This window comes from Actinoplanes oblitus (genome assembly GCF_030252345.1).
Classification (GTDB): Bacteria; Actinomycetota; Actinomycetes; order Mycobacteriales; family Micromonosporaceae; genus Actinoplanes; species Actinoplanes oblitus.
This window is the reverse complement of record NZ_CP126980.1, coordinates 7,334,528-7,360,912: the sequence shown is the minus strand read 5'-3', so window position 1 is coordinate 7,360,912 and position 26,385 is coordinate 7,334,528. Positions and strand designations below refer to the sequence as shown.

Here is a 26,385-nt window from a genome sequence, read left to right as displayed (position 1 = left end):
CTCAGTACCGGCCCGCGAGCTGGTCGCCGCGGATCGTCTCGGTCCCGGGGATGGTCTCGGCCGGGTCGTGACCGCGGCCGATGATGCGGTTGTCCTGGTTGACGAAGACGATGTTGGGCTTCAGATCGGCGGCCTCGGCGTCCGGCACGGTGGCGTAACCGATGACGATCACCAGATCGCCGGGGCTGATCAGCCGGGCAGCCGCCCCGTTGATGCCGATCACGCCGGAGCCCCGCGGTCCCTCGATGGTGTATGTCGACAGGCGGTTGCCATTGTTGATGTCGACGATGTCCACCTTCTCGTTCGGAAGCAGGCCGGCCGCCTCCATCAGCTCGGCGCTGATCGTCACCGATCCCACGTAGTGCAGATCGGCCTGGGTCACGGTGGCCCGGTGGATCTTCGATTTGAGCATTTCCCGGAACATGTGCTGCCGCCTCTCGTCGTGGAGTACGTCCTTCCTCACGCTGTCAGTGGCGCCTTTAGCCGTACCGGAACGGCGTTGTAGCCGCGATGTAGTTGTCGCCGGGCCGATGACGCGAAAAGCCCGCCGCCGGTCGGTCCGGTGGCGGGCGTGATGCCGGGGGAGGCGTGCTCAGACGGCCATTCGCAGCCGGGTGGGTGCCGCGGCCGGGGCGGGCACGCCGCTGGTGTAACGCATCGACGGTTCGGTGCAGCGCTGGACGTAGCGGCGCAGCAGCTCGGGACAACGGAACCCGAAGCCGGTGTGACCGGCCGGGACCATCTCGAGCATGCCGGAGTCGACCAGCCGGTCGACGGCGTGCCGCCAGCCGCTCGTGGGGGCCGGCCTGCCCGTGCCGTCCGCGGTGTCACAGGCCAGTTGCCGCAGCACCTGCCGGTCGCCGGGACGCAGCTGGTCGTAGGCGGCGCCGACCACCTGCTTCACGTCGAGGTTGCCGAGTACCAGTTCGTCCAGCGCGGCGCCCCCGCTGAGCCGCTGCTCCAGATGTCGCAGGGCGAGGCCGGGGGACATGGCGGCGAGCAGGCCGGCGACGCGGACCGCCAGCGGAAGGTGACCGCAGGCGTCGGCGATGGCCCGGGCCGCGGTCGGCTCGGCGCCGGTCCGGTTCGGACCGGCGAGCCTGCCCAGCAGCGACAGCGCCTCGCCGGGACCGAAGGCGGGGATCCGGATGTGGTGGGCGCCGTCGAGTTCGGCCATGCCGCCGCGGCTGGTCACCATCACGGCGCCGGGTGTACGGCCGGGCAGCAGCTTGCCGACCTGGTCGGCGTCCGCGGCGTCGTCCAGGATCAGCAGGATCCGCCGGGTGGCGAGGATGCTGCGGAACCGGTCCTGGCGGCCCCACAGGCCGGCCGGCTGGTCGGCCGGTGGACAGCCGAGGACCTCGAGCAGCCGGCCGAGCGCACCGGCCGGGTCGACCGGCTCGCGGTGCGCGCCGGTGAGCCGCAGGAAGATCTGGCCGTCCGGGAACGACTCGCGCAGCTGGTGGCCCAGCCGGACGGCGAGGGCCGTCTTGCCCACCCCGCCGAGTCCGGACAGGACGATCACCGGGGCGTTCTCGGCCCGCAGGCCGGCCTCGACCGTGCCGGTCACCGCGCCGATGAGGTCGGTACGCCCGACGAAGTCGGGCAGCGGGGCGGGCAGCTGGGCCGGTACGACGGCGGGCTGGACCGTCAGCGGTCCGGCCGGCGCAGTGTCCGCGGCGGGCCGTTCGTCGAAGACCTCCTGCTCGGCTCGGCGCAGTTCGGGTCCGGGTTCCAGGCCCACCTCGCCGACCAGGACGGCGCGGGCGTCGCGGTAGACCGCCAGCGCGTCGGCTTTGCGGCCGGCTCGGGTCAGCGCTCGCATCAACAGCACGTACAGACGTTCGTGCAGCGGGAAACGGACGGTGAGCGAGGTCAGTTCACTGATCGACTGGCTGACCCGGCCGGCCGCGAGATCGGACTCGGCCTCGAGTTCCAGCATCCCGGCGTACAACTCCTCGAGGCGTACCCGTTCGGCGGTCACCGACGGGCCGTCGGGGACGTCGCTGTAGGCCTGGCCGCGCCACAGCCGCAGGGCGGCGCCGATTAGCGACTTCGCCTCGTCGGGACGGCCCGCCGCGAGTTCGGTGCGGGCCGCGTGGCCGAGCCGTTCGAACTCCGCCACGTCGAGGGTGGACCGGTCGACGACCAGCATGTATCCGGCGGCGTGCGTCTGCAGGGCGACCGTGTCGCCGAGCGCGTCGGTGAGGAACCGGCGCAGGTGCGAGACGTACTGCCGCACCAGGTTCTGTGCGGTGACCGGCGGATCGTCGGGCCATAGCTCGTCCACGAGGTGAGCGACCGTGACGGCCCGGTTCACGTTGATCAGCAGGATCGCGAGCAGCCCGCGGTGTTTCGCGGCGCTGATCGGGTATGCCTTCTCGTCGCTTATGGAGAGCGGACCGAGGGTGAGGAATCGCACGATGGTTCTCCCGTGGGGTGATGATTGATCAGGTACTGGTGCCGGGCGCCAAGGCCGACATTAGGTGCCCGAAGAGCCATCACAAAGATCACCATCAATCATTCGGCTGATTTATCACTAAGGCGGGGGAGGCACTGTTACCAAAGTCGTAGTCGACTGTCGCTTCCGTCGGAAGCTGATCGCCCGGCCGCCCGGCAGAGTGAAAACGGTGAACTCGACTTTCGCCTCGGCCTCATCGCTGACCACGCTGCTCGACGAGCACGAAGCCCGATACCGGGTGATCGACCACCCGCCCGAAGGGAACACCGAGAAGGCGTCCCGGCTGCGCGGCCACCCGCTCGACGCCGCCGCGAAATGCCTCGTCGTACGGGTCCGCACCGGCAAGACCCGCCAGCACGTGCTCGTCGTCGTGCCGGGTGACCGCCGGGTCGACATCGCCGCCGTGCGGGATCTCTACGGTTGCCGCAGCGCCACGGTGGCCCCGCTGGACGTGGCCGAGCAGCTCACCGGCAGCGTGTCCGGCGCGATCCCGCCGTTCACCTTCCACCCCGACCTCGACCTGGTCGTCGACCCCGCGCTGCTGCACCACGACGAGATCTTCTTCAACGCGGGGACACTCGACCGCTCCTACGCCCTCCGTACCGACGACTACGTCCGCGTGATGCGGCCCCGGCTGGAAACGGTCGCCCAAGACGTCTAGGAGGCTCGCGTGAAGCCCGCACGAGTGGTCGCACACTTGCTCACCGCACAGGCGATCAACGGATTCGGAGACGGTCTCTGGTTCAGCATCTGGGCCATCTTCTTCACCCACGTCCAGCACATCCCCGCCGGGCAGATGGGTCTCGCCGTCGGTCTCGGCGGAGCCGTCGGCCTGCTGGCCGCCGTCCCGATGGGCGTACTCGCCGACCGGCACGGCTCCCGCGAGGTGCTGGGCGTCGTCATCGTCCTCCGCGGGCTCGCCATGGCCGCCTACGTCTTCGTCACCGGCTTCTGGTCACTGCTGCTGGTGACCATCTGCTTCCACGCGGTCCGCAGCTCCGGTGCCGGGATCCGGGTGGCGCTCATCTACGGGCTGATGCCCGAGGAGCAGCGGCTGCGGGTGCTGGCCCAGTCACGGGTGGTGCAGCACATCGCGTACGCCGTCGGCGCGGCCGGCGGTGCCATCGTGCTGGCGGTCGACCGGGAATGGATCTATCTCGCGGCGGTCCTGATCAACGCGGCGACGTTCCTGGTGACGGCCTACTTCACCGTGCGGGTGCCGCGGGTACCGGCGGTCCCGGCCGACCGGCGGCACGGCAGCACCCAGGCGGTCCGCGACTTCCCGTACGTCTCGATCATGCTGGCCACGGCGGTCCTGGCGTTCTGCTGGTCGATGCTCTCCAGCGGCCTGCCGCTGTGGATCACCACGCACACCACGGCCGGCGCCTGGGTCGCCGCCGTGGCGGTGGCCCTCAGCTCGATCCTCATCGCCGCCTTCCAGGTCCGGGTGACCCGGGGCGTCACCGGCATCCCGCGCGCCGTCGGTGCGGCCCGCTTCGCCGGCCTGCTGCTGGCGGCGAGCTGCGCCGTCTTCGCCCTGGCTGCGCTGCCCTCGAACCCGGTGCTGGCCACCGTCGTCATCCTGCTCGGCGTCTGCGCCAACGTGGTCGGCGAGCTGTACTACGTGGCCTCCCGCTGGGCGCTGTCGCTCGGGCTGATGATGCGTGACGCCGAAGGGCAGTACCAGGGCGTACAGGCCAGCACCGAGGCGATCGCGGTGGCCGTCGGCCCGGCCGTCGTGACCGGCCTGGTGACCGGGATGGCCGGCGTCGGATGGCTGGTGCTCGGCGCCATCCTTGTCGTCGCGGTCGCACCGCTGCGCGTCCTCGCCGCCCGGACCATGCGAAACCCGGAACGGGTGGCGGCCGCCGCCGCCCGGGACGAGGCCGGCCGCGAACCCGCCCTTAAGGAGACCTGATGACCACGACCATGACCATGACCTCGGCTCCGGCCGGTTCGCTGTCGTGGCGGCCCGCGTCGGTGGCGGTGATGCGCCTGGCCGGCTTCCCCTTCCACTGGCTCACCCGGCTGCGGGACGAGGCCGTCACCGACGCGGCCGCTGAACGGCTCGCCGCCGACGCGGCCCTGGACGAACTCGCCGGCCGGGCGGGCGACCCACTGCTGCGCCAGTCCGCCGGCAACACCGCCGACCGGCACATCCTGCGCGCGATGCACCGCCGCCGCGCCTACACCCCGCGCCCGGAGGCGCCGACACCCCGGTTCCAGACGCTTCTGGAGCAGTTCGAGACCGCCTTGCGGCGGCGTGCGGACGCGGAGCAGGAACTTGAGCGGGTGTACGCCGAAAGCTGCGACCGCACCGGACAGAAGGTGATCGACCGGTTCCGGAACACCCCGGAGCTGCGCGACATGCTGCTGGTCTCCAACGACCAGGCCTACCCGCGGCTGATCGGCTGGCTGGATGACCCGGAGCTGGGTCGCCGGCCGGCCCGCAAGAACGACCGCAACAACATCGCGACCCTGGTCCGCTACCTTCAGCGGGTCTGCGCGAAGAACGACACGACCAGCCACTTCGGGCCGCTCGCCACGGCCCGGGTGACCACCGGTGACACCGGTGTCAGCTGGGTCCCGGCCGGGCTGGAACGGCACACGCGGCTAGCGCGCTGGGCCGCCGAGGCGGTGGCCCGGACGATCTTCGGCGACCCGCTGCTGCGCGAGCACCTGTGCCCGCGGCCGGTGCCGGGTGCGCGGGTGAACGAGGGCAGGCTGCGGGTGCTGAGCATCGACCAGGGCCGACGCAGCACCGACGCGCGGACGGCGCTGCGGGTGGACCCGCCGATCGATCTCACCCCGCATCAGGCGGCTGTCTTCGAGCTCTGTGACGGGGCCACGAGCGTACGGCGGATGTCGGATCTGCTGACCGGTGATCCGTGGCCGGCCCTGCGGCATCTGGCGGACGCCGGGGCGGTCCACCTCGAGGCCGAGCTGCCGTATGGTGCCGATGACTCCTTGGCCGGGGTGCGCGAGATGCTGGCCGGCGTGGATCCCGGGCACCCGGCCCACGCGATCTGTGCCGGGCTCGTCGCGGCCGTACACAATCTTCAAGAAGCACCGCCGCCCGGCCGCCCGGAGGCGCTCGCCCGCCTCAAGGCGGAATTCACCAGGGCCACCGGCCTGCCCGCGGCGCACGGTGGGAGTGGCTTCTACAGCGACCGTAGCGTCTTTCACGAGCACTGCGTCTGCACCCCGCGCGAACTGACCATCGGCCGGCCCCTGTCCGACCGGATGAGCGGAGATCTCGCCCTGCTCTACGACATGTTCCTGCTGCGGCCGCGGTGGCGGCTGAAGCTGGAGCGGGACCTGCTGGCCGGCTGGTTCACCCGGCGGTTCGGCGCCGGGCGGGCCGTGCCCGTTCCCGACTACGTCGCCGCCTACCTCGACGACCTCGGCGAGCTGGCAGAGGGTTACCAGCGCATCGACGACACGGTCGCCGAGATGGGCGACGCGCTGGAGGCGGCCCTGCTGCCCGCGGCGACCGACGACCGGCGGGTCCACGTGGTGCAGCGGGCCACGGTACGGCGACTCGTCGAACGGTACGGGCTGAACGAGCCGGCCGTCTGCAACCCCGACCTGATGATCGCGGCAAGATCCGCACAGGACCTGGCCGGCGGGCGGTTCCGCCTGGTCGTCGGCGACCTGCACGCGATGGAGGACCACCTGAGCCACGGCTCCGTCGCGCCGTTCGTGGGGTCCGCCTTCCCCGAGTACCGCGCCGAGGCGCTGCGGCACTACGCCGGTCTGCTGGCGCCGGGCGAGCAGCTGGCCGATGTGACCCAGCACCACCGCAACAAGACGTACCCACGGCTCGACCTCGAGTGCCGCGACGTCGAGGCGTTCGACCGGTCCGGCCGGCCGCCCGCCGAACGGCTGCGGCTTGCCGACCTGGACGTCTGCCACGACGGTGAGCGGTTGCGGTTGCGCCCACCCACCGGCCCGGCGCTGCGCCTGATCGCGCCGCCGCACGCCTGGCCGATGCTCGGGCGCAACCCGTTCAGCGTCTTCGGATTCCCCACCGACACCGCCGGTGCGGCCGTGCACGGCACCGGCCGGCGGCACATCCCGCGTATTCAGGTCGGTGACGTCGTCCTGCGCCGCGAGTCCTGGCGGATCGACGCCGGTGCGGTCGCCGCGGCCTCGGTGGCCGAGGAACCGGAGGCGTTCGCCCGCGTGCAAGGGCTGCGTGCGCGGCTGGGTCTGCCCCGGCACCTGTATCTGCGCTGTTCCGGCGAACCGAAGCCGGTCTACTGCGATCTCGACTCGCCGCTGCTGGTGCGCCAGGTCACCCGGACCGCGGCCGGCCTGCCGCCGGAGGAACCGCTGACCTTCGGCGAGATGCTCCCCGGCCCGGACGAGCTGTGGCTCGACGACGGGGCCGGCGGCCGCACCGCGGAGATCCGCTACGCCGTCTTCACCACGCCCGATTCAGGACAGCGGGGGTAGCGCTGGCAGCGGCCCCGGTGGCGAGGTGCGCAGTCCCGAGCCGTCGCCACGGCCGGTCAGCCAGGCCAGCATCGGCGCCGGTTCACCGGCCACGACGAGGTCCCCGCCGTCGCCCACCCGCAGATCCCGGCCGGGCAGCCGTACGGTGAACGCCCCGGCGTCGGCTCGCTCGCCGAACGACGCGGTCACCCGGTCGAGCTGTGCCTCGACGAAGTCGGCCGGCCAGTCGTCCGGGCCGTACTCGGCTGCCAGGTCGACGTGGTGGTACTCCACCTCGCGGCGCATGCTGGGCACCACCCGGCGCACCGGCCGGGGACCAACACCCAGCCAGACGCCGGGTGTGTCCCACCGGTCGGCGGGCTGCTCGGTCACCACGGTCAGCAGCCGATCCAGCGACTCCACGGCGTCGCGGCGGATCTGCCCGGGCAGTCGCCGGGCACCCTCCTCGATCTCACGAGCGCGGTGCTCCTCATCGGCGTACTGCCGGCCGACCTCGCCGTGCCGGGCCGCCTCCAGCAGCCGTCGGCGGGAATCCGCCGACCTGGCCACATGGGTGAGCACGTGCCCGCGGCTCCAGCCGGGCAACAGCGACGGTTCGGACAGCGCCGCGTCGGGCAACGCCGACACCGACTCCTGGAACCGGGCGACGCTCGCCCGTAGCGCGGCGACGTCGGCGAAAAGCGTTGACATGGTCACGCACCCTAACAAATCCGGCGGCTACATCGGCGCTACACGGCAGCTGCACGCACCGCGGACACGATCGATCCATGACGTCCAGTGAGATCCTGGCCCCCGCGCCCCTGCTGGCCGGCGAACCCGAGGAGATTCGCGACCGGCTGCGCCACGGGATGCGCGACGTGCCCTTTCCGCCGAATCCGGTACCACTGCATCCGGTGCTGTTACCGGCCGCCACGTACGAGGAACTGCACAGCGCCGCAGCCGCCGTCCTCGGCGTGCTGTTCCGTGCGGCACGCCGGCTCGGCAACGACCGCGGCGAGCGGCTCGCCGCCCTCGGCATCGATCCGGTCACCGCGCCGCTGTTCACCGGCGACGACGAGTGGGAATGGCGGTACGCCGCGTGCATCGCCCGCCCCGACGCGTTCGTCACCCCGGACGGCGTCAAACTCATCGAGTACAACGTCGGCGGTGGTGTCGGCGCGGCCGTGCAGACCCAGCTGCTCGGCGACACCTGGGTGGACGACATCTACGCCGGCCGGGGACTGTCGGCGTACCGGCCGTACGCCGCCCGCGCCGACCTGTTCGAAGAGACCGCCGCACGTGAGGGCACCGACCGTGCCGTCGCCCTGGTGGGCAGTGTCGCCGACCTCGTCCGGGGCGTGACCAGCACCCGGTACTTCGACTCAGAGGTCGACTATCTGCGCCGGCGCGGCCTGCGGGCCGAGTTCTTCGAACCGACCGATCTCATGGACGGCCTGTTCACCCGGGACGGCCGGTTGAGTTACCCGCTCGGGCTGCGGCATTTCACCGTGCAGGAGTGGGGCGAGATGGGCCTGGACTGGTCGCCGCTGGGCGAGGCGCTCGCGGCCGGATGCCAGTTGCTGGCCTCGCAGACCTCGGCGCTGCTGTCCAACAAGAAGCTGCTGGCCGTCGCCTCGGCCGGGCAGCCGGGCATGAGCGCCCAGGACCGGGAACTCGTCCAGCGGTACCTGCCCTGGACGCGCGTCGTCGGCACCCAGCAGGTCCGCTACCAGGGCGCCCTGCACCGGCTGGACGAGCTGCTGCTGGCGTGCCCGGAGCGGTTCCTGCTCAAGGGCGCCATCGGCATGAAGGGGGAGAAGGTGCTGATGGGCCGGGACACCGACACCGCGACCTGGCGTGCGGCAGTCGGCGCCGCGGTGCACGCCGGCGACAGCATCGCGCAGGAGCGGGTGGAGTCGCTGCGCTATCCCATGTCGGTCCGCGCCGAGGACGGCTCGGTCACCACCGGGCTGGTCGCCCCGGTCCTCGGCCCGTTCGTCATCGGCGGACGGCCCGGCGGCTGCCTGGCCCGGTTCTTCCCCGACGGCGCCGACGGCGTGATCAGCGTCGAACGCCACGGCGGCCTGCAGAACATCGCGGTCGCCGCCCACTGACCTCGAACACCACGAAGGGAAGTACGACATGATCCAGCTGACAGCGACCAGGCTGGTCCCGCCCGGCGTCTCGGACGTGGCCGTGACCGGTGGGTCCGGATTCATCGGCCGGCACCTGGTGCGAGCCCTGGCCGAACGGGGGCTGCGGGTGCACGTGGTGGACCTGTCCGACCTGCCGCCCGAGTTGTCCGAACTCGACGGGGTGACCCTGCGGCGGGCCGACCTGCGCGACCACGCCCAGGTACGCGCCGCCCTGAACGGCGTCGACACGGTCTTCCACCTGGCCGGCAACGCCAGCGGAACGGTGTCGGTGGAGAACCCCCGGTTCGATTTCGAGACCAACGGGCTCGGTACCTGCAACGTCGGCAACGCGTGCGCCGAGCTGGGGGTACGCCGGCTGGTCTACCTGTCGTCGGCGATCGTGTACGGCGTACCGGAGCAGTCGCCGATGACCGAGAACCACAGCACGATGCCGTTCCTGCCGTACGGCGCCTCCAAACTCTCCGGCGAACTCGTGCTGCGCAGCCTGCACCGGACGATCGGACTGCCCGTGGTGATCGGCCGGTCCTTCGTCGTCTACGGCCCCGGTGAGGATCCGCGCCGTGCCGGTGGCGAGGTCTCCCAATTCCTCCGCTGGCATCTCAACCGGCGGGCCATTCCCGTCGTCGGAGACGTCGACGGCAAGACACGCGACTTCATCCACGTGCGGGACCTCTGCGACAGTCTCGTCGCGCTCGCCGAGTCCGGCACCGAGGGCGAGGTCTACAACCTCGGCTCCGGGGAGGAGGTGTCGATGCGGCAGCTCGCCGACGCGGTCGAGTCGGCAACCGGGCGGCCGGCCGAGCTGGTTCCCGACCGCACCGTGCTCAGCGACACGTACCGGCTGGTCGCCGACGTTTCGAAGCTGGCCGGAATCGGGTTCCGGGCCAGGGTGCCGCTGGCAGACGGCATCCGGGAACTCGCCGGCCTGCTCGGCGAGAACCCCGAGCTGCCCACCGTCGCGGCGATCTTCCACCGGACACCGGCCGTCACCGTACGCGCGGTGCCGCAGACCGCGGGCGCCGGAGCGGACGCATGCTAGCCGTACACGGAGGGACTCCGGTGCTGGCGCCGGGCGCCCTCGCGCCGTGGCCGCACGTCGTCGAGGAGGACCGCCGGGCCGTGCTGCGGGCGATGGACGAGGCCGTGCCGTGGCACTGGCCGATGACGGCGGTGCGGGAACTCGAGCAGGCGTGGGGCGAGGCCTGTGACATGCCGTACGTCGTCGCGGCGAACTCCGGCACCGCGGCGCTGCACATGGCCGTGGCGGCCGCCGGCGTGGGCCCCGGCGACGAGGTGCTGGTGCCGGCCGACACCTTCCTGGCGTCGGCCTCGTGTGTGCTGCAGGCCAACGCCATCCCCGTGTTCGTCGACACCGATCTCGCCACCTTCGCCATGGACCCGGCCCGGATCGAGGAGCGGATCACCGCACGGACCCGGGCGATCATCGCGGTCGACCTGAACGGTCTACCCGCCGACTACGACGCGCTGGCCGAGGTGGCCCGCCGGCACGGTCTCGTCCTCATCGAGGACGCCGCCCAGTCGCACGGTGCCACCTACCGGGGCCGGCCCGCCGGTGGCCTCGGTGATCTCAGCGGTTCCAGCCTGAACGGCTCGAAATGCCTGTCCGCTCTCGGCGAGGGCGGCCTGTTCGCCACCCGCGACGAGTACCAGTGGCGGCTGGCCCGCCGGGTGATGATGTTCGGGGAGGAACTGGACGGCCAGGGGCGTGACTACAACGCCCGGATGATGGGCTGGAACTACCGCATCGACGTTCTCGCCGCCGCGTTCGCCGGCTCGCAGCTGAGCCGGTTGGGGGAGATGACCCGGCAGCGGATCGCGAATGGCGCCGCTCTTACCGCCGCGCTCGACGGAGTGCCCGGCATCCGGCCGCCGGTGGTGCCGCCCGACCGTACCCATGTGTATTTCTTCTATCCGTTGCTGGTGCGCCCCGAGGACCTCGGTGCCGCCGACATCCCGGTGCCGGTGTTCCGCGACGCGGTCGAGCGCGCGGTTCGGGCCGAGGGCCTGGGCATCATGCGGTGGCAGCCGCAGCCTGTCCCGGCGCAGACCCTCTTCCAGGAGATGCGGGGGTACGGCCGGGGCTGCCCTTGGACGTGCGGGCACGCGGACGGTCCGCACCGGTACCGGCCGGAGGAGTACCCGGTCGCCGAGGAGATCTGCGCGCGGCGGCTGGTTCTCGGGCAGACGTTCAGCTCGCTCGGCCCGCCGAACGACGAGGCCGTCATGCTGCGGGTCGCCGAGGTCTTCCACAAGGTCCTGGTCGACGAGCGGGACGCCCTGCTGTCCATGGCCCGGGCCGACACGGTGACGGCCGGCCGATGAACGCGGTGGCCCGGGTCACGACGCCCGTACGCCCGGCGGTCGGCACCTTCTTCCTGGTCACCGGTGCGGTGTTCGCAACCTGGGCCACCCGGGTCCCGGCCGTGCAGGAGCGCTTGGGACTCTCGGTGGCCGGTCTCACCGTCGCCCTGTTCGGGCTCACCGCCGGTGCAGTGGCCGGCCTGCCCGCGGCCGGCGTGATCGTCGCCCGCTGGGGGAGCCGGCGCGCGCTGCTGGCCGCCACCGGCGTCTATCTCGCCGCGCTGCCCCTGATCGGGGTGGCACCGACCCTGCCCGTGCTGACCGGCGCGCTGGCGTTGTTCGCGTTCGCCAACAGCACGGTCGACGTCGCCATGAACACCCAGGGGCTGCTGATCGAGCGTGCCGTCGGCCGGCCCGTGCTCGGCCGTCAGCACGCCATGCTCAGCGCCGGCGGTATCGCCGGCGCCACGGTGGGAGCGCTGGCGGCCGGTGCCGGAATCGGCCCGGCAGCACACTTCGCCGCGACCTCCGCGGTGCTGGCCGGAGTGTGCGCGGTCGCGGCGGTCGCGCTGCTGCCCGATGCGCCGGCGCGACGAGCCGGGCGGACCCGGCCGGCCACGCCGTCCCGACTCCTCTGGCTGCTCGGCCTGATCGCCTTCTGCGCCCTGCTCGGCGAAGGCGTGATCAACGATTGGGGTGCGGTGTTCCTCCATGACGCCGGGAACGCCCCGAGCGAGGTGGCCGCGGCCGGCTTCGCCGCCTTCTCGGCGGGCATGGTGGTGGGGCGGCTGGCCACCGACCCGCTGCGGTCCCGGTTCCCCTCGCACCGGCTGTTGGCCGGCTGTGCCCTGGTCTCCGCCACCGGCGCCGCCCTCGCCGTCGCGGTGCCGGTCCCCGCGGCCGGCTTGGTCGCATACGCGCTGGTCGGCCTGGGAATCGCCCCCGTCGCACCGGTGGCGTTCAGCCGCGCCGCGGACGATCCGATGACCACGGCCGGCGCCGTCGCGACCGTCTCCGCGATCGGTTACCTGGGCTTCCTCGCCGGCCCGCCCCTGATGGGCGCCTTGATCACGCTGACCTCCCTGCACGCGGCGATGTCCATCCTGATCGTCGTGACCTCGGCGATGGGCATGCTGGGCCGCACTCTCCGCAACCGCTGAAACCCGCGTCCTCGTCCGGTCATCAGTCGAACAAGGGCTCGGATGCAGTCCGGCTGAAAACGCCGCGGGGGCCGGTGACCAGGGGGCGGATCAGCGTCAGCGCAGGTGCTCGTTCTTCGGCGTCGAGTAGTACCAGAGCGCCGGCTGCGGCTGGCGGCGGTCGCGGGTGACCGGCTCCCGGACTGTCCTCAGTCCGTGTCGCGGGCGAGCAGATCGTAGGCGTCGGTGGTCAGCTCGCCGCTTACCTGCGCCGGGGGATTCTGCGCTTCGGTCCGGCCGTACTCCGAGATTTGGATGATCAGTGGCGGCTCGGGATCGACCGGTCCGGCCGGCTGGGAGGCCATCTGATGATCGGGCATCGTGACGGTGAAGTCGGTGAGCCGGCCCTGATCGTCGAGGGTCGCCCGGTAAGGCATTGTCGTGGCGCCCACGCCGTACAGGTAGGTCGGGTCATTGAACAGCTGCTCCAGGAGCGGGTTCGGCTTGGTGGCGTCCAGCGTGCCGGTGATCGTGTTGCCGGAACGTTCAGCGCTGGTCACCGCGGCGATCAGGGCGTCGGCGCCGGTGGCGTCGGGTTGCCCGGACGTGGGCAGGCGCGCCATGGAGTCCAGCCCGCTCTGCTCGTCGACGGTGGCGGCGTCCGCCAGCTTCTTCTCGTCGGCGCGCGTCCAGTGTTCGCCGTCCAGCTGGGCATAGATCTTTTCGACCTTCTCCGCTTGGGCGCCCTTGAGATGCTTCCGGAAGTATTGCCGGTACTCGTCCCGTGCCTCGGGTCGCACGTGGAGCAGGTAACGAAGGTACGTGCCGGAGCCGGTGCGTAGCACCGCGAACGTGTCAGAGTGTTGGATCAGCACGCTGTCCGGCAGGTGAACCGCACCACGCTGAATGTCGGCGACCGAACCGGCGCCGGTTCGGGTGAAGGTGTAGTTGCCGGCACGCAGCGCGGTCACGGAGTTCCGCAGTGTCTGCCCGGCGTCACCGGTGTCCGTGGTGGTCTGGTTGTCGAGCGGGCGGGCGGGGTTGAGCGCGGCGACTCCGACGGACACCGCCACGACCGCCGTTGCGGTTGCCACGGCGGCCAGGAGACGCCGCTGTGTCTGGCGGCGCCGGGCGGACTGCAGCACCGCCGCGGGCGACAACGGATCAGTGGAGCGGGCCATCTCGTTCATAGCGTTCCTCAGGTGGTCTTGGGTAGGCATCAGGGGCTCCGTCAGGCCGTGATCGGGTTGGCGTCAGTGTGGTGCGGAGGCGGTTCCTCGTCGGCGAGAGTGACTCGTAGCTTGCGGAGTGCTCGTGAACAGGTGGACTTCACCGTGCCGAGACTGACGCCGAGCAGGTCGGCTGTCTCCCGTTCGGAGCAGTCGTCCAGGTAGCGCAACGCGACGACGGCGCGCTCCCGATGGGTGAGGTGACCGAGGGCGGCGAGCAGCTCCCGGCGGTCCTCGAAGGTGTTCTCGGGGGTGGCCGGCTGGTCGGGCACCACGTCGACTGGTTGTTCGTGACGCTGGTGCGCGGTGCGCCACCAGTCGGTGACCGCGTTGGTCACCGCGCGGTGTAGATAGCCGTACGGGTCGTCTTGCTCGATGTGCCGCCAACGCCGGTAAGCGCGGATCAACACGGTTTGCACGATGTCGCGCGCCTGCTCATGATGGCCGCAGAGAAGCTCTGCGTGTGCGATCAGCCGACCCGAGCGCGTTGCCACGAACTCGATGAACGTCTCGTCGGTGTGGCGGCGCCGTCTGATCTTCATGATCGTTAGACGTAGTCGAGGGCCGAAAGGTTGACGAATCGCCGCGGCAAAGCGCGCGGCTCCAAGGACGCGCAGTCAGCGTCATCGGCCAGGGAGCCGATCCCGGCGGGGTCGGGGTCATGGCCGTCAGAACCACCTGATGGGCGCTCACGGGTGTGCCATCGAAGCTGCTGCGCCTGATGGCGCCCATGAGACCCGTGGCCGCCTCGGCGGGGTGTCCCGGCAGCGCGTCTACCAGAACACCTCACGGGGCGACTTTCCGAAACCGGTCGCTGACCTTGAGCAAAACCCTCCCGGCCAGACCCCGGACGACCATCCGGGCGCCGCGACAGCCACCCGCCGATCCGCCATGACGTCCACACCGTCACCAGCACCAACACGGCCACCAGAATCGACCAGCCCCAGACCACGCCGCACAGGTTGAAAATCAAGCTGAGGGATGTCTCGTAACCGCCGCGCACGCGACGATGAGACGCTAGCCGGGGGCGAGGTCATGCGGGAGTGGCGCGAGTTCACCTCATCCCGCGGCGACGATGCGCCAGCGCTGGTTGGCGCTCGTGGAGTCGCCGTACTGACCGGCGCTCGCGCCGTTCGCCGTCCGCCCCATCCCGTCCAGGTACAGCCCGGTGGCCCGGTTGCGCAGCCGCACGTTGTTCGCGTCGGTGAGTACGCTCCACTGCTGGTTGGCGCTGGTAGAGCCGCTGTACTGCCCGGCCGCGCTGCCGTTGGTGGCGCGGCCCATGCCGTCGAAGTACAGGCCGGTGTGCACGTTCCTGATCCGGACGTAGGTTCCGGAGTTCTCGACCACCCATTGCTGGTCCGGGCTCGTGCCGTCGGTCCCCTGGGCGAGGTCGGTACCGGCCGTGGTGCGGCCCAGTCCGTCGGCGTACCGGCCGGTGGCGGCGTTCACGATGCGGACCGTAGTGGTGCCGCCGGTGCCGATGCCCCACGAATAGTGCAGCCGGTTCAGCCCGGACGCGTTGGTCAGCGTCAGGTTGATGTTGGCGCCGCTGCCGGTGCGCTGGGTCAGGCTGTACCAGTCGCCGTCGCGCAGGCCGGGCCAGTAGACCCCACCGACGCCGAGCTCGCGCAGCTTGCTGCTGACCCCGCGGAGGTAGTCGGCGAAGAACGAGCCGCTCGGGATGTTGTAGTCGATGCTGCCGTAGGAGACGCCGTTCTTGCTGCCGGGACTCATCGGGCCGCCCCACTCGGTGGCCACCGTCCGCGAGGCGTACCCGCCGATGGAGCTCGCGATGTGGTTCGCCCACGACGTCTCGTCCTCGTACCCGGCGAAGAACGAGTAGTCGTGGACGGCGAGCAGGGTCGAGTTCAACCGGCTGTCCTGGCCGACCGCGGCGACGTTCTGGGCGAGCCCGGCGCCGTCCAGGATCACCCGGCCACGGGGCACGTCGGGGTGCCGGGCCAGCCAGGAGTTGTAGAAGTTGTTCAGATCCGTCGTGGAATACCCGTACGGCTCGTTGATGACCTCGAAGTAGGCGTTGCTGTTGCCGGCGTACCGGGACACGACGATGTCCCACATACGGTCGTAGGCGCCGGCGTCGGCCGGCCGGCCATTCGCGGTAGCCCAGTACGCCAGGATGACCTTGCCCTTGCCGAGCGCCTGGTCGATAGCGCCGGTGTAGGTGTTCCAGTACGACGCGACGGTCGGCTCGTTGATCGGCATGCGGACGGTGTTGGCGCCCGTGACCGCGTACAGTTGGCCGACCACGCGGTCGGCGACGACGGACGCGGAGGAGTACGTGTCAGCCGAACCGAGGCCGGACACGTAGAGCACCCCGTTGACGAAATTGTCCCGCTGGTCGGCCCAGTTGACTCCGTGGAACTGCATGGTGTCGGCACGCGCCGGTTCCTGGACCGCCACGGTTGCGGCGAGCCCGAGCAGGGCCGCGAGCAATATCCTGCGCATTCGATTCCTCCCTACGGATCCGCGGGTTCGGGTGGTCAGCCGGCGCAGGTGAGTGCCGGGACGGACGGGGTGCCGGTGGCCAGGAACCCGAAGGTGACCGAGCCGCCGGCCGGCACCGAACCGCTGTACGAGGCGTTGCGGACGGTCACCGCCGAGCCGCTCGTGGTCAGCGTGCCGTTCCACACCTGGGTGATTGCCTGGCCGCTGCCTGGCGTCCAGCTCACGGCCCATCCGCTGATGGCCGCGCCGGCCGCGGTGACGGTGACCTCACCCTGGAATCCGCCTGGCCACCAGCCGGCCGTCCGGTAACTGGCCGTGCATCCGGTGGCCGGGGTGGACGGACTCACGGACGACGGCGACGGCGACGGCGACGTCGTGCCGGGCGGCAGGTAGGGGCATTTGCCGCGGTACAGCGAGATGCCGCTCGGGTCGGCCGGCGCCGGGCACAGGAACGGGGTGTACCGGGTGTCGTTGTCCAGGAAGATCTTCAGCCACGGGATCAGGACTTTCATCTCCGTGTTGTTCCCCCGGGTGAAGAACAGGTGGTCGGCGCCGGCGATCTGCACGAAGTCGCCGGGTGTCGCCGCGGGCAGGCCGGCGTACAGGTTGTTCAGGTAGGCCGGGGTCACGGTCGGGTCGGTCTGTCCACCGATGACCATCGTGGGTACCCGGTCGGTGGCCATGCTGAGACTGCCCGGCGTGCCCGGTGCGAGCCCGACGGCGGCCTTCAGCGAGGGACGTCGCTCGGCGGCGAGGATCGTTCCGGCCCCACCGGCCGAGTGGCCCATCACCGCCAGCCGGGTGGCATCGACCCGGTCACGGACGGCGCTGCGCTGCGTCAGGTAGTCCAGCGCGGCCAGCAGTTGGGTGGCGCGGGCGTCGGCGCCGTCCGAGCGGGTGATGGTCTCGACGCCGATGACCACGAACCCGAACGAGGCCAGCCACGGCCCCATCCACGCCTCCTCGTTGGCGAACAACGCCGAGTAGCCGGGCACGATCGCCACCGCGCCCCAGGTGCCGTGGCTGGTGTCGGTCGGGTAGTAGATGTATCCCCCGCCGAATCCGTTGCCGGCCGGCACGGTCAGTTGCGCGGTGGCGAAGGTGCCGCGGGTGGCGGCCACGCTGGCCACGGTCGGGTCGGGCCCGCGCTGATAGGGGTTGTCGGCGGCGTACGCGGACCGGGGGGTCAGGATCGCGGTGACGGTCACCGCGACGGCCAGCACGGCGATCACGAGGCAGGCGACGAGCCGGCCGGCGGAAGATCGGGGCATGGGGAACTCCAGGGATCGGGGATGTCCGGTTGCCTGCGCCTTCTCAGTGGTAGGCGGCGGCCACGACGCTGGCCTGCACCGCGTTCTCGGTGGCGTCGGTGGGGAAGCCGGTGGTGATGGCGCCCTCGAAGAACTCGCCCTGGCCGCTGTGGCTGTTGTCGCCGCCGGTGCCCAGCAGCAGCGAGCTCTCGGTCTTCATCGGCGAGTAACCCCTGGGCAGCGCACCCGAGTACGGCGTGGTCAGCCCGCCACTGGTCGCGTTGCCGTACTTGAGGGTGAAGTTGGACGTGCCGTTGTTCTTCTCCCACGCCGAGACGAAGGGGAAGTGCACGCCGGAGTTGTTCGGGTCTTTGTTGGAGCCGGTGTTGGTGTGGTACATGCCGTTCTCGAGGTCGGCCTCGACCCACGGGCCGGTGCCGACGCACGGATTGTTCGCCCAGTCACCGAACCAGCAGGCGGTGCCCCACTCGATGGCGTTCATCGTGGCGTTACCGGTGTCGGTGTGCGAGTTCTCGCCGCTGCCGTAGTCGAAGCAGCACCACTGGTTCACGTAGTTCGACGACGTGATCATATAGATGCCCTCCGGCTGGGAGCCGGTCGGCGCGTTCTTGGCATTGTCGACCCGGTACCCGACACCAGGCGTCACCTTCACGCCGTACGCCTTGTGGCCGCCGACGGTGATCGGCAGGGCCTTGGCGTCCGCGCCCAGGTCGGCGCCGTTGGGACCGGGGCCCTTCCAGAGGCCGCCCCACGAGATCGGCAGATCGTTGTGGTTCGCGGTCTGGTCGTAGATCTTGGTGATGGTGCACGTGGTGTTCGCGCAGAACGAGTCCTGCGTGGCCGCGTTCGCCACCCCGCCGGCGGACAACAGACCGACATTGGTGTACGCCTTGTCCGACGCCCGCTGTACCTGGTAGAGCGGCCCGTTGTACGCCCCGAACAGCGCCCGGGTGGTGCTGTGCGCCCCGATGCACGGCGTGCCGCCGGCGGCGTAGATGTCACATGACTGTTGTGCGGGCGGCGGTGTGCTCGACGGGTCGCTGCTCGGCGTCGTGGTGCTCGGCGACGGGGTCACGGTGCCGGTGCAGGCGACGCCGTTGAGGGTGAACGCGGCCGGGATCGGGTTGCTGCTGTTGTTCCAGGCGCCGTTGAACCCAAAATTCACGCTCCCGCCGGTCGGGATGCCGGCGTTGTAGGTCGCGTTGGTGACTGTCACCGCAGCGCCGGATTGCGTGTAGCTGCCGTTCCACAGCTGCGTCACGGTCTGCCCGGCTCCGAACGTCCAGGACAACCGCCAGCCGTCGACCGGATCGCCCAGATTGCTGACGCTCACGCCGGCCCCGAAACCGCCGGGCCACTGGGAGCTGATCGTGTAGTCGACGTGGCATCCGGCCGCGGCGTGCGCGGCGGTCGCGGTGACGATTCCGCCGGCGGCCAGGACCGAAGCGGCGGCGACTGCCACCACCCACCGAGTTTTCATGAGGACCTCCTTGCGGGACAGGACGAGTCCCAGCGGACAGGCTTCGCACACGGCGCGACGCGTCCGGTGAGCCGGTGGAGGCATTGGTCCGGCCGTCAAACGCCGGGCCTACCGCGGTGGATGGCTGCCGCACCGGCAGCCGGCAGCGGCCGCCATGTGTCGGTGAAGTTAACGTTCACATCGTCATACGTCAAACGACTGATGTCTATGTCTGCAGCTGGCGCTAACCCGCCCTATTCGCGTAACAACAGGTGAGCTGATCGCCCATTGATCGGATGACTGGTACCGGGAGCTGGAGGGATTCGGCTACTCGCCTACGACCCTGCGAGCACTGGACCTGGTGTTGGCGAAGGCGATTTCGCCAGTGGGCCGGCCGGACCTGGGGGTGCCCGTAAGCCGCGCGAGAGCGATAACAAGCGACTGACGGGTGCGGACGGCTTCGTTGAGCGCGCTGGACAGCCAGGTCGCGCAGCGCCGCAGCGCGGTGGGGCCGCGGTTGGCGGATTGACATCGTGACTTCGAAGACCTGAAAGCTAGTGACAAAGCTGCGCTGCCGGCCCGCCGAGCGACCCCGATTGTGCCGGCCATCCTCGTTATGCACCACGTCGAAGCCAACCGCTACGCAGAATGAGAAAGGCTCATTGGACCAGTTGGTAGTTGGGAATCTCGGGTCGCCGACTCTCGCGGGGCTGCCGAATGTCTTGAACGACGGCGTGCTCCGGGATGGCCGTGCGTGAGATGCCAATGCCATGTAGGCAGCGGTCACACCAGAAGTGAGCGTAGCCAACCATGCGGTCGAGGTCACCGGTGAAGACCAGCTGAAGGCATTGGTGTCCGCAGTTGGGACATGGCAGGAGCAGAGGCCCGGGCACCGTGTCATAGGCGGCGCTGTAGGAATCCAGCCACTGGTCGTACGCCGCCATCATCGCTTCCTCTGCTCGGGACGGATCGGTTGATTGTTCCACCACTGCTCCTCGTGCGCGTATGCCCGATCCTCGAAGGCGTCGAACTCCTCCGCGTTCTTCGGGAACGGCTTGCCGGCCGCCAGTTCGTCGTGGTGGAACCGCTCGTGAGCCAGGGTCTTGGCCAGATCCTCCTCGCTGCGGAAGCCGGTCGGGAACAGCACGATGGAACCGTCCGGCAGAGTGCGGCCGCAGATGCCCCGGGTGGTCTTGCTGCCAAGAGAGATGCTCAAGCCGGCGATGTCGATGCCATACTTCGCGGCGATGCCGCGTACCGACTCCAGGCTGAACAGCTGGACCGGCCCGGCGCCTCGCTTCTTGACTCGGTTGAGGGCTTCGGCACCTTCCTCGCCGCTGTGGATACGGTTAAGAACTTTTTTGATTTCGTCAACAAGATCTCCGATCCGGCGGATGGCCGGCAGGAGTTTGCGCAGGCTGTCCAGGAGGCCCCTCAGCCAGCGGGCAATTCTGGCTGTCCAGGAGCCAATCAGCGTAGTGACCTGTTCGACGACGAGCGGCGTCGCGATCCCCAGCGATGCGACTTCTTCGGCGGCGTAGACGACGAGCCGCGAGGCCAGGGTCGCAATTGCGTCCCGTACCAGTACTCGGACCGCCGCAATCAGAAACCCGGCGCCTTCCGTGATGACCGCCATCGTCTCCGATGCCTTGGCGAGTGCGCCGAGGGCCTGTTGCTGCTGGCCGGTTCGATCGCGGTATGCCGTGCTCGAGTCGCCCGTCCATTCGGACAAGTCCAATCTGACTGCCCCGCGGAGTTCTTCGGCCTGCCGGTGCAACTCGTTGGCGACGTTGCGCCAAGTCTCTGCGTTCGCGGCGATGCTCGCCGGGTCGCCGGCGAGCCAGTCCAGCGCCTCGCTGAGCGGCCTGACGTGCTCGATGATCCAAGACGCGCCGTACTGAAGGAGGACCCCGAGGGGGTCGCTGATCAGGGCGAGGCCGTCAAGACTGGCTCCCACGACGCCGAGCGTGCCGTCGATCCAGCTGCCGTTTTCGATCCCGCGGCGGATCATCTCGATGTCCTCGACGATCCAGACCCCGGCCCAGGAATCCTTGGGTATTTCGGTGCGCGGTGCGATGAGCGGGTTACTCACCAGCCTCCTCCGCTGTGCCGGATCTCATTCGCGTGGGCGTCGTCGGTAGCCTCGTAGAGGTCCGCGGCTTCGATGATCAAGTCAGCGTTTCCCTGGACTGACCGCGAGGCTATTTCGATCGCCTCTAGCAGCGGTCTCTGCAGCTGACTCAACATGATTGGCACCATCAGGCAGAGTCGCCCGTACGATCCCGGACCGGGATCGGTCGCGTTACCGGCTCGTCGGGCCATGTTGAGTCCGTCAGTGATGAGATCCAAATGGCCGGCATGCCGGCGCAAATCCTCTGTAGGGACCTTCAGCGGCCTGGTCATTGCCCGCCGTCGCGAAGACGAGCTGTCAGGGCTGTCAGTAAAGCGCGGCCCTCCGCGGTATCGGCGGCGCCGGACTGTTGTGCCACGAGATCGGCCTGCCGGACCAGTTCGGCCCGCGCCGATCGGGTGGCCGAAAGCACTTGCTCGGCAATCCACCGTCCTGAGTGTCGGCGCACGCCGTCGTCGAGGTATAGATCATTAAGGGCGCCCGAGCTGTCCACGGTGACCTCCACCAGGCCGCCTCCGGAACGAGCTGATCCCTTCATCTCGCCCAATCGATTCGCGAAGTCCCGTGTGCGAGCAAGCCGTGCCTCAATCCCCTCCTGCCAGTCATCGATCCAGTTCTCCGACTCGTCCAAGGATGAGCTGTCCAACATCGATTGCCCTCCCGAAACGCCACGCGAGGTTGTGTCCGCCAGTCTCGATCGTTCGGCGGCCCGGCAACCGTCGGCTGGCCACGCATTCATCGGGGCTGACCAATGTAGGATGCCGTGCCTGGGCGGCGAAGGCACAGTTGGATCCGTCTGGCGGCCGTGCAGATAGCGAAACACAAGATCGCGGTGATTCGAGCCAGCTCGGCTTGCGGTGGGGACGGCACAGGGGCCACACGGTATGCGCGCCGGTGCGCGGACCTGCACGCTTGGCATCGAATCCATCCGGGCGATGAGCGGGAATGTCTGCCAACGAGGCCGGCGGGTCGCGCGGCGCCGACGCCTTCTGTCCGTGACGCAACCAGCAGCAGGGCAAGGCCGAGATCATCGCGGGTCTCGCGCACACTCGGGACCTGAACGCGCTGCTCCTGCGGGAGATCTGCTGCTCGGTGGACGGGCAGCCCGCCGACAACCTGCTGACCAAGCTGATGGCGGTGCTCGGGCCGGAATGGACGGTCGCCACCAAGAAGGAGAACTCGGGCGGAGCCCCGGTGTCGGGGGCCCCGGCCCTGGCGCCTTCCCCCGCCGACCGCCCGCGGTGTTGACGTCAACTCAGGTTCAAGTTGCAGAGTTCTCGGTATGACGTTTACCGACTTCGAGATCGCCTACCTCGGTACGCAGCGGCTGGGGCGGCTGGCCACGTTGCGGCCGGACGGCACGTTGCAGAACAGTCCGGTCGGGTTCCGGTACAACGCGGCCACCGAGACGATCGACATCGTGGGGTTCAACCTGGTGGCGAGCCGCAAGTTCCGGAACGTCGCGGCGACCGGGGAGGTGGCGTTCGTGGTGGACGACCTGTACTCCACCGATCCCTGGCGGGTGCGCTGCCTGGAGATCCGCGGGCGTGGCGAGGCGATCGAGCAGCCGGCCGACTCCGCGTGGGGTACGCCGGCGCCGATCATCCGGATCCGGCCGCGGCGGATCATCAGCTTCGGCATCGACGACCCGGACCGCCCGCCGCACGAGCTGGTGCCCCACAACCGCACTGTCGCGCCCGCTTAGGGGTGAAGGCGGCGGTGTCGTCGCACTGCTCGGCCCTCGCTGAGCTCGTCAACGGGGTCAGTGGGGGCGGTCGTGGACGGCGGCGATCGCGGTGGCCATGTCGAGGCGGCCGAGGCGCGGATCCGGGCGGTACGACAACGGGGCAGACACCGCGCGGAGCGTACCCGGATCGTGTCTCTGAGATCGCACCGGTTGACCGGACGTCCGATTCATGTAAGTGTGGCTCCGTGATCTACTGACACGCACCCAGCCCGCTGCCGTGGCCGCCCACCGTTCTTGGTGGATGTGGAGGCCCCGGCGGGCAGTCGATTCCCTTTCTTGATTCGGCGATTGGTGTCCGCGTGTCCAACGTTTCTGTTCTGCATGCCCGCGATCTGGTCAAGGTCTACGGCGACCGTGTCGTTCTCGACGGTGTCTCCCTCTCCGCCGGTCCCGGCCAGCGGCTGGGCCTGGTCGGTGAGAACGGGATCGGCAAGTCCACCCTGCTGCGCCTGCTCTCCGGTGCGGAGGAGCCGGACGCCGGCGACCTGCGGCGCCCGGCCGACACCGAATTCCTGCGGCAGGAGCTCCCGTTCCCGGCCGACGCCCCGGTCCGCGCCGTCGTCGACGACGCGCTCGCCGAGTTCCACCGGGTCCGGGACCGCCTCGACGAACTGGGCGAGATCCTCGCCGCCCGGCCCGAGGACGAGGCCGCGCTGGCCGAGTACGGCGATCTGCTCGGCTGGGCCCAGGACCACGACCTGTGGGACGCCGACCACCGGGCCAAGATGGTCCTCGACGGTCTCGGTCTGTCGGCTGTGGACTCCGAACACCCGCTCGGGTCGCTCTCCGGCGGGCAGCGTACCCGGCTCGGCCTGGCCGCGCTGCTGATCCGCCAGCCGCGGGCGATGCTGCTCGACGAGCCGACCAACCACCTCGACGACGAGGCGGTCACCTTCCTGGAGAGCCGGCTGGCCGAGCTTCCGGGCGCCGTGGTGGTGGCCTCGCACGACCGCGCGTTCCTCGACGCCGTCTGCACCGACGTCGTCGACCTCGACCCGTCCCGTGGTGGCGTCACCCGTTACGGCGGCACCTACTCCGACTACCTGGGGGTCAAGCGCACCGAGCGGGTGCGCTGGGAGCAGCAGTACGAGACCGAGCAGAAGGAGATCAAGGAGCTGCGGCAGGCGGTGGCGACCACCGCGCACGAGGTCAACCACGCCCGGTCCATCAAGGACAACAACAAGGTCGGGTTCGACCGGCACGGCGGCCGGGTCCAGAAGCAGATCTCCCGGCGCGTCCGCAACGCCCAGCAGCGCCTCGACGAACTCACCGCCGGCCAGGTGCGCCGCCCACCGGCCCAGCTCAGCTTCACCGCGGCGCTGACCGGAAGCGGGCCGCACGAGGGCAGTGTGTCGTTGCGGCAGGTCCGGGTGGACGGCCGGCTGGCCGTCGACGATCTGACCGTCGCCATCGGGGACCGCCTGCTGATCACCGGGCCGAACGGGGCGGGCAAGTCGACGCTGCTGCGGGTGATGGCCGGTCAGCTGGCGCCGGACTCCGGCATGGCCTACCGGTCGGCCGGACTGCGGGTCGCCCTGCTCGAGCAGGACGTCGAGTTCCCTGACCCGGAGCGGTCCGCCCACTCGTACTACCGGGAGGCGGCCGGTGACGATCCGGCCGTCCCGCTGTCCCGGCTCGGGCTGCTCGCCGGGCGCGACGCGGAGCGGCCGGTCGGGCAGCTCTCCACCGGCCAGCGCCGCCGGGTCGCCCTGGCCGTGCTGGTCGCCCAGCCGCCGGACGTGCTGTTGCTCGACGAGCCGACCAACCATTTGTCGCTACGCCTGGTGGAGGAATTGGAGGAAGCACTGAGTAGTGCACCGGGTGGCGTCGTCGTCGCCTCCCATGACCGCTGGCTGCGCCGTGGCTGGCAGGGGCCGGAACTGGCCCTGCTCGACGGCCGTGTCCGAGTTTGATCGACGCAGAGGAGATTCTCGTGTCCACCCAACTCGCATTGCGCACGGTGAGCAAGGCCTACTCCCACGGCCGGGTCCTCGCCGCGGTCTCGGCTACGGTCGGCGACGGGGAACGAGTCGCCGTGGTCGGCGAGAACGGCGCCGGCAAGTCGACGCTGCTGCGGTTGATCGCCGGGCCGGAGACGCCGGACGAGGGGGAGATCGTGGTCACCGCGGACGGCGGGATCGGCTATCTCGGCCAGGTGCTGGATCTGCCGGACACGGCCACCGTCGGTGACGCCCTCGACGCCGCGCTGGCCGACCTGCGCGACCTGCAGCGACGGATCGCCGAGGCGGAACAACGGCTCGGCGATGCCGACGCCGCGACGCTCACCGCGTACGGGGAAATGCTCACCGCTTTTGAATTGCGCGGTGGTTACCAGGCGGACGCCCGGGCCCGGGCGGCGATGTCGGTGCTGGGCATCGGTGAGCTGACCGCGGACCGCGAGCTGGGCACGCTCTCCGGCGGGCAGCGGGCCCGCCTCGCGCTGGCCGGCGTGCTCGCCGCCGAACCGGAGCTGCTGCTGCTGGACGAGCCCACCAATCACCTCGACGAGGCCGCGCTGACCTGGCTGGAGAACCGGCTGCGCCGGCACCGCGGCACGCTGGTGGTGGTGACCCACGACCGGCTGCTGCTGCAGCGGGTGGCCACCGCGATCCTGGAGGTCGACGGGGACCGGGCCACGGTGGTGCGCTACGGCAACGGCTACGCCGGCTACCTCGCCGAGAAGCGGGCCGCCCGGCAACGCTGGGAACAGGCCTACGCCGAGTGGACCGCCGAGATCGACCACTGGACCGAGTGGGGTGCGACGACGGCGTACCGGGTGGCGCCGGGCCGGGCGATCAAGGACCACAACAAGTGCAAGTACAACGGGGACGGCCGCCGGGTCCAGGCGTCCATCTCCACCCGGGTACGCGGCGCTGCCGAACGCCTCGACCGTCTGCACGCCGAGCCGGTGCCGCGGCCGCCGGACCCGTTGCGTCTGCACGCGCCGCTGACCGCCGCGGTCCGGGAGGGCGCGGTCCTGACCGCGCGCGGCCCGCGGGTCACCGGCCGGTTGCTGGTGCCGGAGCTGTCCGTCGCCGCCGGCGAGCGGGTCCTGGTCACCGGTCCGAACGGGGCCGGCAAGTCGACACTGCTCGACGTGCTGGCCGGCGTGCTGATGCCGGACGAGGGCACCGTGGACCGTCGCGGTGTGGTCGGCTACCTGCCGCAGGAGAGCCCGATCGGTGACCCGTCGCGGAGCCTGCTGTCGGCGTTCGCGGCGGGCCGGGCCGGCACCCGTGAGGAGCACGCCGAGCGACTGCGTTCGCTGGGCCTGTTCCGGGACGGGGACTTCGGCAAACCGGTGGGCATGCTGTCGGTCGGGCAGCGCCGTCGCCTGGCGCTGGCCCGCCTGCTGGCCGGCGAGGCCGACGTGCTGCTGCTCGACGAGCCCACCAACCATCTGTCGCTGGTGCTGGTGGAGCAGCTGGAACAGGCGCTGGCCGACTACCCGGGCGCGGTGGTGGTGGTGTCGCACGACCGGATGTTCCGGGAGCGCTGGACCGGTGCGGTGGCCGAACTGGCCGCCGGGAAGCTCGGTGGGACACCTCCGGACCGAGCTTCCCG

General features: G+C 70.4%; 22 protein-coding genes and 2 pseudogenes. 13 read left to right on the top strand and 11 right to left on the bottom strand.

Annotated elements, in window-relative coordinates; translation table 11 throughout:
- Position 1: 1 nt before the first annotated feature.
- Entirely contained in the window at positions 2–424 is a 423-nt protein-coding gene (gene panD, locus Actob_RS32735) for an aspartate 1-decarboxylase (RefSeq protein WP_284922416.1), read from the bottom strand.
- Positions 425–592: 168 nt separating this feature from the next.
- Positions 593–2,422 carry an AfsR/SARP family transcriptional regulator gene (locus tag Actob_RS32730; RefSeq protein WP_284915736.1) on the bottom strand — a complete coding sequence of 610 codons (1,830 nt, stop codon included), beginning with the start codon at positions 2,420–2,422 and terminating at the stop codon, positions 593–595.
- Positions 2,423–2,630: 208 nt separating this feature from the next.
- On the opposite strand from Actob_RS32730, the gene Actob_RS32725 reads away from it, so the two are divergent.
- The 3 genes from Actob_RS32725 to Actob_RS32715 are packed head-to-tail and all read left to right on the top strand — an operon-like array spanning position 2,631 to position 6,919.
- Positions 2,631–3,122, top strand: a complete 492-nt coding sequence (locus tag Actob_RS32725; protein WP_284915735.1) for a YbaK/EbsC family protein — start codon at positions 2,631–2,633, stop codon at positions 3,120–3,122.
- A gap of 9 nt (positions 3,123–3,131) precedes the next feature.
- A complete protein-coding gene (locus Actob_RS32720; protein WP_284915734.1) occupies positions 3,132–4,379 on the top strand; it encodes an MFS transporter in 1,248 nt (415 codons plus the stop codon).
- On the top strand, positions 4,379–6,919 hold the full coding sequence (locus tag Actob_RS32715; RefSeq protein WP_284915733.1) for a lantibiotic dehydratase: 2,541 nt from the start codon (positions 4,379–4,381) through the stop codon (positions 6,917–6,919). Before Actob_RS32720 ends, Actob_RS32715 begins: the two co-directional genes overlap by 1 nt.
- On the opposite strand, the gene Actob_RS32710 is transcribed toward Actob_RS32715, so the two are convergent.
- On the bottom strand, positions 6,902–7,609 hold the full coding sequence (locus tag Actob_RS32710) for a maleylpyruvate isomerase family mycothiol-dependent enzyme (RefSeq protein WP_284915732.1): 708 nt from the start codon (positions 7,607–7,609) through the stop codon (positions 6,902–6,904). The genes Actob_RS32715 and Actob_RS32710 overlap by 18 nt on opposite strands.
- 77 nt (positions 7,610–7,686) lie before the next feature.
- Between Actob_RS32710 and Actob_RS32705 the strand changes: the two genes are divergently transcribed.
- From Actob_RS32705 to Actob_RS32690, 4 genes are read left to right on the top strand one after another with little or no spacing between them, the layout of a single operon-like run.
- Positions 7,687–9,012 carry a hypothetical protein gene (locus tag Actob_RS32705; protein WP_284915731.1) on the top strand — a complete coding sequence of 442 codons (1,326 nt, stop codon included), beginning with the start codon at positions 7,687–7,689 and terminating at the stop codon, positions 9,010–9,012.
- Positions 9,013–9,040: 28 nt separating this feature from the next.
- A complete protein-coding gene (locus tag Actob_RS32700) occupies positions 9,041–10,093 on the top strand; it encodes an NAD-dependent epimerase/dehydratase family protein (RefSeq protein WP_284915730.1) in 1,053 nt (350 codons plus the stop codon).
- On the top strand, positions 10,087–11,397 hold the full coding sequence (locus Actob_RS32695) for a DegT/DnrJ/EryC1/StrS family aminotransferase (protein ID WP_284915729.1): 1,311 nt from the start codon (positions 10,087–10,089) through the stop codon (positions 11,395–11,397). Before Actob_RS32700 ends, Actob_RS32695 begins: the two co-directional genes overlap by 7 nt.
- A complete protein-coding gene (locus Actob_RS32690; RefSeq protein WP_284915728.1) occupies positions 11,394–12,536 on the top strand; it encodes an MFS transporter in 1,143 nt (380 codons plus the stop codon). The genes Actob_RS32695 and Actob_RS32690 overlap by 4 nt, the downstream gene beginning before the upstream one ends.
- A gap of 188 nt (positions 12,537–12,724) precedes the next feature.
- Here the strand turns inward: Actob_RS32690 and Actob_RS32685 are convergent, their stop codons facing one another.
- Both Actob_RS32685 and Actob_RS32680 read right to left on the bottom strand, forming a co-directional pair.
- Positions 12,725–13,609: a hypothetical protein gene (locus Actob_RS32685; RefSeq protein WP_284915727.1), complete on the bottom strand. Its 885-nt coding sequence runs from the start codon at positions 13,607–13,609 to the stop codon at positions 12,725–12,727.
- A gap of 137 nt (positions 13,610–13,746) precedes the next feature.
- Complete coding sequence (locus Actob_RS32680; RefSeq protein ID WP_284915726.1) at positions 13,747–14,286, bottom strand: SigE family RNA polymerase sigma factor; 540 nt, start codon at positions 14,284–14,286, stop codon at positions 13,747–13,749.
- 139 nt (positions 14,287–14,425) lie between these two features.
- On the opposite strand from Actob_RS32680, the gene Actob_RS44135 reads away from it, so the two are divergent.
- Complete coding sequence (locus tag Actob_RS44135; protein ID WP_407653457.1) at positions 14,426–14,710, top strand: hypothetical protein; 285 nt, start codon at positions 14,426–14,428, stop codon at positions 14,708–14,710.
- Between the two features lie 93 nt (positions 14,711–14,803).
- Here Actob_RS44135 and Actob_RS32670 read toward each other — a convergent pair whose 3' ends face one another.
- The 3 genes from Actob_RS32670 to Actob_RS32660 are packed head-to-tail and all read right to left on the bottom strand — an operon-like array spanning position 14,804 to position 18,964.
- A complete protein-coding gene (locus tag Actob_RS32670; RefSeq protein ID WP_284915725.1) occupies positions 14,804–16,213 on the bottom strand; it encodes an RICIN domain-containing protein in 1,410 nt (469 codons plus the stop codon).
- A gap of 35 nt (positions 16,214–16,248) precedes the next feature.
- Positions 16,249–17,484, bottom strand: a complete 1,236-nt coding sequence (locus Actob_RS32665; protein WP_284915724.1) for a poly(ethylene terephthalate) hydrolase family protein — start codon at positions 17,482–17,484, stop codon at positions 16,249–16,251.
- 43 nt (positions 17,485–17,527) lie between these two features.
- A complete protein-coding gene (locus Actob_RS32660; RefSeq protein WP_284915722.1) occupies positions 17,528–18,964 on the bottom strand; it encodes an arabinofuranosidase catalytic domain-containing protein in 1,437 nt (478 codons plus the stop codon).
- A 530-nt stretch (positions 18,965–19,494) separates the two neighbouring features.
- Here Actob_RS32660 and Actob_RS44130 point away from each other — a divergent pair.
- Positions 19,495–19,595 (top strand): annotated as a pseudogene (locus tag Actob_RS44130) (IS5/IS1182 family transposase); the annotation flags it as partial.
- A 291-nt stretch (positions 19,596–19,886) separates the two neighbouring features.
- Here the strand turns inward: Actob_RS44130 and Actob_RS32655 are convergent.
- Genes Actob_RS32655 through Actob_RS32650 form a run of 3 tightly spaced genes read right to left on the bottom strand, consistent with a single transcriptional unit; the run spans position 19,887 to position 21,705 of the window.
- Positions 19,887–21,035, bottom strand: a complete 1,149-nt coding sequence (locus Actob_RS32655) for a WXG100 family type VII secretion target (RefSeq protein WP_284915721.1) — start codon at positions 21,033–21,035, stop codon at positions 19,887–19,889.
- Positions 21,032–21,346 (bottom strand): type VII secretion target, encoded by a 315-nt coding sequence (locus Actob_RS44125; protein WP_407653454.1) that lies wholly within the window; start codon positions 21,344–21,346, stop codon positions 21,032–21,034. The genes Actob_RS32655 and Actob_RS44125 overlap by 4 nt, the downstream gene beginning before the upstream one ends.
- Positions 21,343–21,705 carry a YbaB/EbfC family nucleoid-associated protein gene (locus tag Actob_RS32650; RefSeq protein WP_284915720.1) on the bottom strand — a complete coding sequence of 121 codons (363 nt, stop codon included), beginning with the start codon at positions 21,703–21,705 and terminating at the stop codon, positions 21,343–21,345. Before Actob_RS32650 ends, Actob_RS44125 begins: the two co-directional genes overlap by 4 nt.
- A gap of 461 nt (positions 21,706–22,166) precedes the next feature.
- Between Actob_RS32650 and Actob_RS32645 the strand changes: the two genes are divergently transcribed.
- From Actob_RS32645 to Actob_RS32630, 4 genes and pseudogenes are all read left to right on the top strand, one after another.
- Complete coding sequence (locus tag Actob_RS32645; protein ID WP_284915719.1) at positions 22,167–22,322, top strand: hypothetical protein; 156 nt, start codon at positions 22,167–22,169, stop codon at positions 22,320–22,322.
- 34 nt (positions 22,323–22,356) lie between these two features.
- Positions 22,357–22,779, top strand: a complete 423-nt coding sequence (locus Actob_RS32640) for a PPOX class F420-dependent oxidoreductase (protein WP_284915718.1) — start codon at positions 22,357–22,359, stop codon at positions 22,777–22,779.
- A 341-nt stretch (positions 22,780–23,120) separates the two neighbouring features.
- The gene (locus tag Actob_RS32635; protein WP_284915717.1) at positions 23,121–24,734 is read left to right on the top strand and encodes an ABC-F family ATP-binding cassette domain-containing protein; all 1,614 of its coding nucleotides are present in this window, start codon (positions 23,121–23,123) and stop codon (positions 24,732–24,734) included.
- A gap of 20 nt (positions 24,735–24,754) precedes the next feature.
- A pseudogene (locus tag Actob_RS32630) lies at positions 24,755–26,356 on the top strand (ABC-F family ATP-binding cassette domain-containing protein); the annotation flags it as partial.
- Between the last annotated feature and the right edge of the window lie 29 nt (positions 26,357–26,385).

Coding starts and splice junctions, on each gene's coding strand:
- panD (WP_284922416.1), bottom strand. CDS start 424: ATGTTCCGGGAAATGCTCAAATCGAAGATCCACCGGGCCACCGTGACC.
- Actob_RS32715 (WP_284915733.1), top strand. CDS start 4,379: ATGACCACGACCATGACCATGACCTCGGCTCCGGCCGGTTCGCTGTCG.
- Actob_RS32710 (WP_284915732.1), bottom strand. CDS start 7,609: ATGTCAACGCTTTTCGCCGACGTCGCCGCGCTACGGGCGAGCGTCGCC.
- Actob_RS32705 (WP_284915731.1), top strand. CDS start 7,687: ATGACGTCCAGTGAGATCCTGGCCCCCGCGCCCCTGCTGGCCGGCGAA.
- Actob_RS32700 (WP_284915730.1), top strand. CDS start 9,041: ATGATCCAGCTGACAGCGACCAGGCTGGTCCCGCCCGGCGTCTCGGAC.
- Actob_RS32695 (WP_284915729.1), top strand. CDS start 10,087: ATGCTAGCCGTACACGGAGGGACTCCGGTGCTGGCGCCGGGCGCCCTC.
- Actob_RS32690 (WP_284915728.1), top strand. CDS start 11,394: ATGAACGCGGTGGCCCGGGTCACGACGCCCGTACGCCCGGCGGTCGGC.
- Actob_RS32680 (WP_284915726.1), bottom strand. CDS start 14,286: ATGAAGATCAGACGGCGCCGCCACACCGACGAGACGTTCATCGAGTTC.
- Actob_RS44135 (WP_407653457.1), top strand. CDS start 14,426: ATGGGCGCTCACGGGTGTGCCATCGAAGCTGCTGCGCCTGATGGCGCC.
- Actob_RS32670 (WP_284915725.1), bottom strand. CDS start 16,213: ATGCGCAGGATATTGCTCGCGGCCCTGCTCGGGCTCGCCGCAACCGTG.
- Actob_RS32665 (WP_284915724.1), bottom strand. CDS start 17,484: ATGCCCCGATCTTCCGCCGGCCGGCTCGTCGCCTGCCTCGTGATCGCC.
- Actob_RS32660 (WP_284915722.1), bottom strand. CDS start 18,964: ATGAAAACTCGGTGGGTGGTGGCAGTCGCCGCCGCTTCGGTCCTGGCC.
- Actob_RS44125 (WP_407653454.1), bottom strand. CDS start 21,346: ATGACCAGGCCGCTGAAGGTCCCTACAGAGGATTTGCGCCGGCATGCC.
- Actob_RS32640 (WP_284915718.1), top strand. CDS start 22,357: ATGACGTTTACCGACTTCGAGATCGCCTACCTCGGTACGCAGCGGCTG.